A 10,650-nucleotide genomic window follows, 5' to 3' on the forward strand; every position below is an offset into this window, starting at 1 on the left:
TCCTTCTCCCCTTGTGGGAGAAGGCAAGAAAAGAAGCGTTCAGTGATTGTCCCGCGGCACGCCTGCGGTGTGCGCCACGTCCTGGTATTTCACCGCCGGCTTCAGCACCATGCCTTCGGAGAACTGGTCGACCATGCCGCGCTGGATCTCCTGCCATGGCGTCTGGTGCTCGGGGTAGCGATAGCCGCCATCGTTCTGCAGCTCGGCGCGCCGGCGCGTAATCTCGTCATCGGTGACGAGAATGTCGGCAGTGCCCTTGCGCAGGTCGATGCGGACGCGGTCGCCGGTCTTCAACAGCGCCAGCCCGCCGCCTATGGCGGCTTCGGGCGAGGCGTTGAGGATCGACGGCGAGCCCGACGTGCCCGACTGGCGGCCGTCGCCGATGCAGGCCAGCGCATGGATGCCCTTCTTGATGAGATGGGCCGGCGGCTGCATGTTGACGACTTCGGCGCCGCCGGGATAACCGATCGGGCCGGCGCCGCGCATGAACAGGATGGTGTGCTCGTCGATGCCCTGCGCTGGATCGTCAATGCGAGCGTGGTAGTCTTCGGGCCCGTCGAAGACCATGGCGTTGCCCTCGAAGGCCTCGGGGTCGTTCGGGTTCGACAGATAGCGCTCGCGGAATTCGGGTGAGATGCCGCTGGTCTTCATGATCGCCGAATCGAACAGATTACCCCTGAGATTGATGAAGCCGGCATTGGCCTTCAGCGGCTCGGCGACGGTACGGATAACATCGAGATTCTCGTTGACGGCCGCGCTGCAATTGGCGCCGATCGTCTTGCCGTTGACCGTCATGGCGTCGGGATGAGGCAACAGCCCGGCCTTCATCAGTTCGGCCACCACCGCCGGCACACCGCCGGCATGGTGATAATCCTCGCCGAGATACTCGCCCGACGGTTGCAGGTTGACGATGAGCGGCACTTTCAGGCCGACCGTCTGCCAGTCGTCATTGTCGAGCGGCACGCCGAGATGGCGGGCGATGGCGTTGAGGTGGATCGGCGCGTTGGTCGAGCCGCCGATGGCCGAGTTGACGACGATGGCGTTCTCGAAGGCCTGCCGGGTCATGACGTCGGAGGGTTTTAGATCCTCATGCACCATGTCGACGATGCGCTTTCCCGTCTCATAGGCGATCTGGCCGCGCTCGCGATAGGGCGCCGGAATGGCTGCCGAGCCCGGCAGCTGCATGCCGAGCGCCTCGGCCAGCGAGTTCATGGTGGTGGCGGTGCCCATTGTATTGCAATAGCCGGTGGACGGCGCCGAGGAGGCGACGATGTCCATGAACTCGTCATAGCCGATCTCGCCGGCCGACAGACGCTGGCGCGATTCCCAGACGATGGTGCCGGAGCCGGTGCGCTTGCCCTTGTGCCAGCCGTTGAGCATCGGGCCGACCGACAGCGCGATAGCCGGAATGTTGACGGTGGCGGCGGCCATCAGCAGGGCCGGCGTCGTCTTGTCGCAGCCGATGGTGAGCACGACGCCGTCGAGCGGATAGCCGTAGAGCACCTCGACCAGGCCGAGATAGGCGAGGTTGCGGTCGAGTGCGGCGGTCGGGCGTTTGCCCGTCTCCTGGATCGGGTGGCACGGGAACTCGAAAGGGATGCCGCCCATCGACACGATGCCCTCGCGCACGCGCTTGGCCAGTTCGAGATGATGGCGGTTGCACGGCGACAGATCCGAGCCGGTCTGGGCGATGCCGATCAGCGGCTTGCCCGACATCAGTTCGGCACGCGTCAGCCCGTAATTCAGGTAGCGCTCGAGGTAAAGCGCCGTCATCCCCGGATTGTCGGGATTGTCGAACCACTCCTGCGAGCGAAATTTCTTTTTCTGCGTTGGGGCGCCGGCCATCATGGTCTCCGTATTTGTATGACAAATCGATATGACAACGCGCGAGAGCAGGCAAGAGGCACGCGCCATCCGATTCCGGACTTTGGTGCGATAGACATGCGTTTACCCCCACGCTAGACCGGATCGGGGCTTGTCAATTCGTATCCGGGAGATTTTGATGGCTTTGGTTATCGAAGGCGAGGAACGTATCGCCGCACCCTTGCAAAAGGTGTGGGAGGCGCTGAACGACCCGGACGTTCTGAGGCAGACCATTCCGGGCTGCCAGAGCCTCGAGAAGAAGTCGGACACCGAGATGGAGGCGACCGTGGTGGTCAAGATCGGCCCGATCAAGGCGACGTTCAACGGCGAGGTGACGCTCAGGAATCTCAACCCGCCGCATTCCTACACCATCCAGGGCGAGGGCAAGGGCGGCATCGCCGGCTTCGCCAAGGGCGGCGCCGATGTGACGCTGACCGCCGATGGCCCGGAGGCGACGATCCTCAGATATGCGGCCAAGGCCGATGTCGGCGGCAAGATCGCCCAACTCGGCAGCCGGCTGATCGAATCGACGTCGAAGAAACTGGCCGGACAGTTTTTTTCGAGTTTTGGCGAGAAAGTTGGCGGCTCCCCTCCCCCTTGAGGGGAGGGTGCCGCGCGAAGCGCGGCGGGAGGGGTCGCCTCAACCGCCTCGACCTACAACTGGCGTTGACCAAGAAAGGTGGAGTGCGTCGCCACCGACCCCACCCGGCCCTGCGGGCCACCCTCCCCTCAAGGGGGAGGGATATCCGCGTTACTCAAACACGATGCTCGGCACGGCGGCTTCGGCCGCGCCGCGTTCTTCTTTGACCCGGCCCCAGACGTTCGCGGCGATGTCGCGGTAGATCTTGGCCTCGGCGCTGTCGGGCTTGGAGACCACCACCGGCGTGCCGGCATCCGAGCTTTCGCGGATGCCCATTTCGAGCGGCACTTCGCCGAGGAAGGAGACGCCGAGACGCTCGGCCTCGCGGCGCGCGCCGCCATGGCCGAAGATGTCGTAGCGCTTGCCGGTGTCGGGGGCGAGGAAATAGCTCATATTTTCGACGATGCCCAACACCGGCACGTCGACCTTCCTGAACATGTTGAGGCCTTTTCGCGCATCGATCAGGGCCAGATCCTGCGGCGTCGAGACGATGACGGCGCCGGCCAGCGGCACCTGCTGGGCCATGGTCAGCTGCGCGTCGCCGGTGCCGGGCGGCATGTCGACGACGAGCACGTCGAGCGGACCCCATTCGACCTCGCGCAACATTTGCGTCAAAGCCGACATCACCATCGGCCCGCGCCAGATCATTGGCGTCTCCTCATCGACGAGGAAGCCCATCGACATGACCTTCAGGCCGTAGTTCTCCATCGGCTTCAGGACCTTGCCGTCGACGGTCTGCGGCCGGCCATGGATGTTGAGCAGCCGCGGCATCGACGGGCCGTAGATGTCGGCGTCGAGCACGCCGACCCTCAGGCCGTTGGCGGCGAGGCCAAGCGCGATGTTGACGGCAGTGGTCGACTTGCCGACGCCGCCCTTGCCGGAAGCGACAGCGATGATCGCCTCGATGCCGGGCACGCCGCGCTTGCCCTGACTGTGCGAGGCTGGAGCGTGCGGAGCCGGACGTGGCGCGGCAGCGGGTGCGGCCGGCGGTACGGGCCTGGGGGCAGGCCTTTGCGGCACCGGAGCTTCCATGCCGCCACCCTTCTTTTCCGCCGTCAGCGCGACCACGGCTCCGGCGACACCCGGGATCGCCTTGACGACACGCTCGGCGGCGGCACGCAGCGGCTCCATCTCCTGGGCCCGGGCAGCCGGCACGGTGATCGAAAAGAACACCTTGGCATCGGCAATGAAAATCTCGGAGACCATGCCGAGGTCGACGATGTTGCCGGTGAAGTCCGGTCCGTTGACCGTCTTCAGGCGCTCGATGACGATTTCCTTGGTGATTTTTCCCTGGACGGCGGGCATCAGCTTTTCCTCTGCTTTTGCGACTGAGATAGTGCAGTTCCCGAACAGAACCAAGCGGCGGAACGACACGCACGGGCGTGGCTGCAAAGACTTGCGTCCGTTTGTCGGTCTTGCAAAGGACGAAACGTCTTTAGGGAAGCACGCCGATCGCACAGGCTGTGGTCGCCAGAAAACGAAGCAGCCCTATCTTTGCAGGCTTCGGACGTGCTCGCCCGCAAGCAAAGGAGACCAATCATGCTCGCAAACAGCAACGCAACGGCCAATCTCGCGGTGAAGGACCTGGCCAAGGCCAAGGCCTTCTATGAAGACGTTCTGGGGCTGACGGAGGTTCACAACGAGGGGGACGAACTGATCGTCTACAAATGCGGCGACACCAGCATCAATGTCTATCGCTCGCAGTTCGCCGGAACCAACAAGGCGACGGCGGTGACCTGGATGGTCGGCGACGAGATCGACACCATCGTCAAGGCGCTGAAATCGAAAGGCGTTGTCTTCGAGCACTACGAGATGCCGGGCTTGAAGCTGGAAGGCGACATCCATGTCGGCTACGGCATGAAGGTCGCATGGTTCAAGGATCCTGACGGCAACATTCTGAACCTGGTCGACAGGTAGGCCTGGACGGCGGCGAAGCTTCGGCCGCAATGAGGATTCGCCACGCAAAAACTGCATGCATCTGGCGCAGCCTCACTCGGCCGGGTAGCGTCCGCTCATGATCGACAAGCTGGAATTCTTCATCGCGCTGGCCAGGGAGGAGCATTTCGGCCGGGCGGCGGAGGTGTGCGGCGTCACCCAGCCGACGCTTTCGGCCGGTATCAAGCAGCTGGAAGGCCAGCTCGGCGTGATGCTGGTTCTGCGTGGCTCGCGCTTCCAGGGGCTGACGCCGGAGGGAGAACAGGTGCTGGCGTGGGCGCGCCGCATCGTCGGCGATACCCGCACCATGCGCGAAGAGATGCGGGCGGCGCGTCACGGCCTTTCGGGGCGCATCCGCATCGCCGCCATCCCGACGGCGCTGGCCATGGTGGCGCGGCTGACGACACCTTTTCGGACAAAACATCCCGGCGTCACCTTCTCGGTGCTGTCGCGCACCTCGATCGAGGTGCTGTCGCTGCTCGGCAATTTCGACATCGACGCCGGCATCACCTATCTCGACAACGAGCCGCTGGGGCGGGTGACCAGCGTGCCGCTCTATGACGAGCGCTATCAGCTGATCACCGCGATCGGAAACCCCTATTCCGACCGCGACAAAGTGACATGGGCGGAGCTCAGCCAGCTGCCGCTTTGCCTGTTGACGCCGGACATGCAGAACCGCCGCATCATCGACCAGCATTTGGCCGAAGCCGGCACGCAGGTGCGGCCGACACTCGAATCCAATTCGATGATCGTGCTGTTCTCGCATATCCGTACCGGAAAATGGTCATCGATCATGCCGCTCAACCTCTCGGAAACATTCGGCTTTTCCGAGCCGATCCGGGCCATTCCGATCGTTGAGCCGGACGCCAGCCACACCGTCGGGCTAGTGGCGACGCTGCGCGAGCCGCACACCCCGCTGGTCTCGGCGCTGCTGGACGAGGCAATGGCGCTGGCAGACGATTTCCGCGCCCGCCACTGAGCTAGAGATTGCAGGCTGGACGGCAGCGATAGAAGATTTCTATCGAGCAACGGATCAGCTTTATTGATTTAGCGGGTTTCCTCCGATTTCCTAGGCACTTAGCGGATTACTACGACCAGGGAGGGCGCTGCATGATCATGCAGCCTGCAAGTACCGAGATCGCGTCGCGCACGGCGATGATCGTCCAGGAGCTGAAGGGCCTCGAAGGCCCGCTGTTGCCGATCCTCCACGGCATCCAGGAAGAGTTTGGCCATGTGCCGCAGGACGCACTGCCGGTCATCGCCGAAGCGCTGAACATTTCCAAGGCGGAGGTGCACGGCGTCGTCACCTTCTACCACGATTACCGCAGCCGCCCGGCCGGCCGGCATGTGCTGAAGCTCTGCCAGGCCGAAGCCTGCCAGTCGATGGGCTCGGGCGCGATTGCCGCCAAGCTCAAGCAATTGCTGGGCATCGGCTTCCACGAGACGGCCCGCGACGGTTCGGTGACGCTAGAGCCGGTCTATTGCCTCGGCCTTTGCGCCTGCGCGCCATCGGCGATGCTGGACGGCGAGGTGATCGGCCGGCTCGATGACGAAAAACTCGACGAGATCGTAGCCGAGGTGCGCTCATGATCCCGCGTATCTACGTTCCCGGCGATTCCGGCGCGCTGGCGCTCGGTGCGGAAAAGGTCGCCAAGGCGATTGAGAAGGAATTGGCCGATCGCGGCATCGAGGCCAAGATCGTGCGCAACGGCTCGCGCGGCGCCTATTTCCTTGAGCCGATGGTCGAGGTGGCGACAGAAAATGGCCGCGTCGCCTATGGGCCGGTGAAGCCATCCGATGTCAAAAGCCTGTTCGACAGCGGCTTCCTCAGCGGCGGTCATCACAAGCGCTGGCTGGGCGCGCCCGACAAGATCCCGTTCCTGGCCAGGCAGACGCGGCTGACCTTCGCGCGCTGCGGCGTCATCAATCCGCTGTCGCTCGATCACTACAAGGCGCATGGCGGGTTGAAGGGGCTGCAGAACGCCGTGGCTATGGCGCCGGCCGAAATCGTCAAACAGGTGACGGAATCGGGCCTGCGGGGTCGCGGCGGCGCCGGCTTCCCGACCGGCATCAAGTGGAAGACGGTGCTCGATACGACCGCCGAGCGCAAATATATCGTCTGCAATGCCGACGAGGGCGACAGCGCCACCTTCGCCGACCGCATGATCATGGAGGGCGATCCCTTCGTGCTGATCGAGGGCATGGCAATCGCCGGTGTCGCCACCGGCGCGACCAAGGGTTTTGTCTATATCCGCTCGGAATATCCGCATGCGGTGGCGATGATGCAGAATGCGGTCGAGATCGCCCGCAAGGCGGGCCTGCTCGGCGTCAACGTGCTGGGCTCGCCCAACGCCTTCGACATGGAAATCCGCGTCGGCGCCGGCGCCTATGTCTGCGGCGAGGAAACCTCGCTGCTCAACAGCCTCGAAGGCAAGCGCGGCGTCGTTCGCGCCAAGCCGCCACTGCCGGCCATCCAGGGCCTGTTCGGCAAGCCGACGGTGATCAACAACGTCATCTCGCTGGCCTCGGTGCCCGTGATCATGGACAAGGGTGCTGCCTTCTACAAGGATTTCGGCATGGGCCGCTCGCGCGGCACCATTCCGATCCAGATCGCCGGCAATGTCAGATATGGCGGCCTGTTCGAGGCGGCGTTCGGCATGACGCTTGGCGAGATCGTCGACGACATCGGCGGCGGCACGGCGACCGGGCGGCCGGTCAAGGCGGTGCAGGTCGGGGGTCCGTTGGGAGCTTATTTTCCCCGCGCCTTGTTCGACACGCCATTCGACTACGAGGCTTTCGCCGCCAAGGACGGGCTGATCGGCCATGCCGGCATCACCGTGTTCGATGACACCGCCGACATGCTGAAGCAGGCGCGCTTCGCCATGGAGTTCTGCGCCATCGAGAGCTGCGGCAAGTGCACGCCCTGCCGCATCGGCTCGACACGCGGCGTCGAGACGATCGACAAGATCGCCAGGGGTATCGAGCCGGAAAAACAGATCGAGCTGGTGACGGACCTCTGCAACACGATGAAGTTCGGTTCGCTCTGCGCGCTGGGTGGCTTCACGCCTTATCCGGTGATGAGCGCAATCAACCACTTCCGCGAAGATTTCAAGCCGGTGCCAGTCGCCGAAGCAGCAGAATAGGAACCTCGCGATGGGTCTCATTCAGGAAATCGACTACGGCACGCCGGCCTCGACATCCGAGAAGCAGGTGACGCTGACGGTCGACGGCTTCACCGTCACCGTGCCGGAAGGCACCTCGATCATGCGCGCCTCGATGGAGGCCGGCATTGCCATCCCAAAACTTTGCGCCACCGACATGGTCGACGCCTTCGGCTCCTGCCGGCTCTGCCTGGTCGAGATCGACGGCCGCAACGGCACGCCCTCCTCCTGCACGACGCCGGTGGCGCCGGGCATGGTCGTGCACACCCAGACCGGTCGGCTGAAGGACATCCGCCGCGGCGTGATGGAGCTCTACATTTCCGACCATCCGCTCGACTGCCTGACCTGTGCGGCCAATGGCGACTGCGAATTGCAGACGCAGGCCGGGGTCGTTGGCCTGCGTGACGTGCGCTACGGCTATGAGGGCGACAACCACGTCTTCAAGAAGAACGACGGCGCAGAAAACTTCAAATGGATGGCGAAGGACGAGTCCAACCCATACTTCACCTATGATCCATCGAAATGCATCGTCTGCTCGCGCTGTGTGCGCGCCTGCGAGGAGGTGCAAGGCACATTCGCGCTGACCATCGAGGGCCGCGGCTTCGAAAGCCGTGTGTCGCCCGGCATGCACCAGCTTTTCATCGACAGCGAGTGCGTGTCCTGCGGCGCCTGCGTGCAGGCCTGCCCGACGGCGACGCTTTCCGAGAAATCGGTGATCAAGATCGGCCAGCCCGAGCATTCGGTCGTCACCACCTGCGCCTATTGCGGCGTCGGCTGCTCGTTCAAGGCCGAAATGCGCGGCGACGAGCTGGTGCGCATGGTGCCCTACAAGGACGGCAAGGCGAACCGTGGCCATAGCTGCGTCAAGGGCCGTTTTGCCTACGGCTACTCGACCCACAAGGAGCGCATCCTCAATCCAATGATCCGCGAAAAGGTCACCGATCCATGGCGCGAGGTGTCGTGGGAGGAAGCGCTGACCCACACCGCCAACGAGTTCCGCCGCATCCAGTACCAGTATGGCCGCACCTCGATCGGCGGCATCACCTCGTCGCGCTGCACGAATGAGGAAACCTATCTGGTGCAGAAGCTGATCCGCCAGGGTTTCCGCAACAACAATGTCGATACCTGCGCCCGCGTCTGCCATTCGCCGACCGGCTATGGCCTTGGCCAGACTTTCGGCACCTCGGCCGGCACCCAGGATTTCGACTCGATCGAGCAGACCGATGTGGTGATGATCATCGGCGCCAATCCGACCGACGCACATCCGGTGTTTGCGTCGCGCATGAAGAAGCGGTTGCGCAAGGGCGCCAAGCTGATCGTGCTCGACCCGCGCCGCACCGACATCGTGCGCTCGGCTCATATCGAGGCGCAGCATCATCTGCCGCTGAAGCCGGGCACCAATGTCGCCGTGGTCACCGCGCTTGCCCATGTCATCGTCACCGAAGGCCTGTTCGACGAGGCCTTCATCCGCGAACGCTGCGACTGGGACGAGTTCCAGGATTGGGCGTCGTTCGTGGCGCTGCCGGAAAACAGCCCTGAGGTGGTCGGCCAGCTCGCCAATGTCGATCCTGAAGAGATCCGCAGCGCCGCACGGCTGTTTGCCACCGGCGGCAATGGCGCGATCTATTACGGCCTCGGCGTGACCGAGCACAGCCAGGGCTCGACCACCGTCATCGCCATCGCCAATCTTGCCATGGCGACCGGCAATATCGGCCGGCCGGGCGTCGGCGTGAACCCGCTGCGCGGCCAGAACAATGTCCAGGGCTCCTGCGACATGGGCTCGTTCCCGCATGAGCTGCCCGGCTATCGCCACGTCTCCGGCGACGCGGTGCGCGACATTTATGAGAGCCTGTGGGGGGTCAAGCTCGACGACGAGCCCGGCCTGCGCATCCCCAACATGCTGGACGCCGCCGTCGACGGCTCGTTCAAGGGCCTCTATGTGCAGGGCGAGGACATTTTGCAGTCGGATCCCGACACCAAGCATGTCGCCGCAGGCCTTGCGGCGATGGAATGCGTCGTCGTCCACGATCTCTTCCTCAACGAGACCGCCAACTACGCGCATGTCTTCCTGCCCGGCTCGACCTTCCTCGAGAAGGACGGCACCTTCACCAATGCCGAGCGCCGCATCAACCGCGTGCGCAAGGTGATGGCGCCGAAGAACGGGCTGGCCGACTGGGAAGTGACGCAGAAGCTCGCGCAGGCGATGGGGCTTTCCTGGAATTACCAGCATCCGTCCGAAATCATGGATGAGATCGCCAGGACGACGCCGAGCTTCGCCAAGGTCTCCTACGACTATCTGGAAAAGATGGGCTCGGTGCAGTGGCCGTGCAACGAGCAGGCGCCGGAAGGCACGCCGATCATGCATATCAGCGGCTTCGTGCGCGGCAAGGGCAAGTTCATCCGCACCGAATATGTGGCGACCGACGAGAGGACGGGACCGCGCTTCCCGCTGCTGCTGACCACCGGCCGCATCCTGTCGCAGTACAATGTCGGCGCGCAGACCAGGCGTACCGACAATGTCATGTGGCACAGCGAGGACCGTCTCGAGATCCACCCGCATGACGCCGAAAACCGCGGTTTGCGCGACGGCGACTGGGTCCGCCTGACCAGCCGCTCCGGCGAGACGACGCTGCGCGCGCTGATCACCGACAAGGTGTCGCCTGGCGTGGTCTATACGACGTTCCACCATCCGGACACGCAGGCCAACGTCATCACCACCGACTTCTCCGACTGGGCGACCAACTGCCCGGAATACAAGGTGACGGCGGTGCAGGTCGGCGCGTCCAACGGGCCGTCGGAATGGCAGCGCGACTATGACGAGCACGCCCGCAACAGCCGTCGCATCGCGACCTTGGAAGCAGCGGAGTAATCGTGCCGAGGCATTCGACCGAAAGCGCGTCAATCTTGACGGTTGGTCGACCCCCACTCCGTCCAGCATAGCGCGGCACCCCACCCCCCGCCCGCGGGGGGCTTGGGCGATCGCCGGGGCCGGCGGGCTGCCCTGTGCCGGGTCGCGTCTGGTCTGGTTTCGCTCGAGAATCGCCATGCCCG

Annotated in this window: 8 protein-coding genes; 6 read left to right on the forward strand and 2 right to left on the reverse strand. The window is 64.1% G+C overall.

Going from position 1 to position 10,650, the window contains the following annotated elements:
- Positions 1-39: 39 nt before the first annotated feature.
- Positions 40-1,845, reverse strand: a complete 1,806-nt coding sequence (locus tag AC0L3H_RS07780) for an IlvD/Edd family dehydratase (protein ID WP_473585042.1) — start codon at positions 1,843-1,845, stop codon at positions 40-42.
- A 157-nt stretch (positions 1,846-2,002) separates the two neighbouring features.
- Between AC0L3H_RS07780 and AC0L3H_RS07785 the strand changes: the two genes are divergently transcribed.
- Positions 2,003-2,464, forward strand: coding sequence for an SRPBCC family protein (locus tag AC0L3H_RS07785; RefSeq protein ID WP_473585043.1), 462 nt, complete (start codon positions 2,003-2,005; stop codon positions 2,462-2,464).
- A gap of 150 nt (positions 2,465-2,614) precedes the next feature.
- On the opposite strand, the gene AC0L3H_RS07790 is transcribed toward AC0L3H_RS07785, so the two are convergent.
- Entirely contained in the window at positions 2,615-3,808 is a 1,194-nt protein-coding gene (locus AC0L3H_RS07790; protein ID WP_473585044.1) for an Mrp/NBP35 family ATP-binding protein, read from the reverse strand.
- Positions 3,809-4,042: 234 nt separating this feature from the next.
- Between AC0L3H_RS07790 and AC0L3H_RS07795 the strand changes: the two genes are divergently transcribed.
- From AC0L3H_RS07795 to fdhF, 5 genes are all read left to right on the forward strand, one after another.
- Complete coding sequence (locus AC0L3H_RS07795) at positions 4,043-4,420, forward strand: VOC family protein (protein WP_091592913.1); 378 nt, start codon at positions 4,043-4,045, stop codon at positions 4,418-4,420.
- 97 nt (positions 4,421-4,517) lie between these two features.
- Entirely contained in the window at positions 4,518-5,417 is a 900-nt protein-coding gene (locus AC0L3H_RS07800) for a LysR family transcriptional regulator (protein WP_473515072.1), read from the forward strand.
- Positions 5,418-5,548: 131 nt separating this feature from the next.
- A complete protein-coding gene (locus AC0L3H_RS07805) occupies positions 5,549-6,028 on the forward strand; it encodes a formate dehydrogenase subunit gamma (RefSeq protein ID WP_473585045.1) in 480 nt (159 codons plus the stop codon).
- Positions 6,025-7,581: a formate dehydrogenase beta subunit gene (locus tag AC0L3H_RS07810; RefSeq protein ID WP_473585046.1), complete on the forward strand. Its 1,557-nt coding sequence runs from the start codon at positions 6,025-6,027 to the stop codon at positions 7,579-7,581. The genes AC0L3H_RS07805 and AC0L3H_RS07810 overlap by 4 nt, the downstream gene beginning before the upstream one ends.
- Positions 7,582-7,591: 10 nt before the next feature.
- Entirely contained in the window at positions 7,592-10,468 is a 2,877-nt protein-coding gene (fdhF, locus tag AC0L3H_RS07815; RefSeq protein WP_473585047.1) for a formate dehydrogenase subunit alpha, read from the forward strand.
- Positions 10,469-10,650 lie beyond the last annotated feature (182 nt).

It is taken from the genome of Mesorhizobium sp. WSM4816, assembly GCF_055811535.1.

Excerpts from the sequence above, each read along its gene's own strand:
- AC0L3H_RS07805 (WP_473585045.1), top strand. The coding sequence starts at position 5,549 with ATGATCATGCAGCCTGCAAGTACCGAGATCGCGTCGCGCACGGCGATG.
- AC0L3H_RS07810 (WP_473585046.1), top strand. The coding sequence starts at position 6,025 with ATGATCCCGCGTATCTACGTTCCCGGCGATTCCGGCGCGCTGGCGCTC.
- AC0L3H_RS07780 (WP_473585042.1), bottom strand. The coding sequence starts at position 1,845 with ATGGCCGGCGCCCCAACGCAGAAAAAGAAATTTCGCTCGCAGGAGTGG.
- AC0L3H_RS07795 (WP_091592913.1), top strand. The coding sequence starts at position 4,043 with ATGCTCGCAAACAGCAACGCAACGGCCAATCTCGCGGTGAAGGACCTG.
- AC0L3H_RS07800 (WP_473515072.1), top strand. The coding sequence starts at position 4,518 with ATGATCGACAAGCTGGAATTCTTCATCGCGCTGGCCAGGGAGGAGCAT.
- AC0L3H_RS07790 (WP_473585044.1), bottom strand. The coding sequence starts at position 3,808 with ATGCCCGCCGTCCAGGGAAAAATCACCAAGGAAATCGTCATCGAGCGC.
- AC0L3H_RS07785 (WP_473585043.1), top strand. The coding sequence starts at position 2,003 with ATGGCTTTGGTTATCGAAGGCGAGGAACGTATCGCCGCACCCTTGCAA.
- fdhF (WP_473585047.1), top strand. The coding sequence starts at position 7,592 with ATGGGTCTCATTCAGGAAATCGACTACGGCACGCCGGCCTCGACATCC.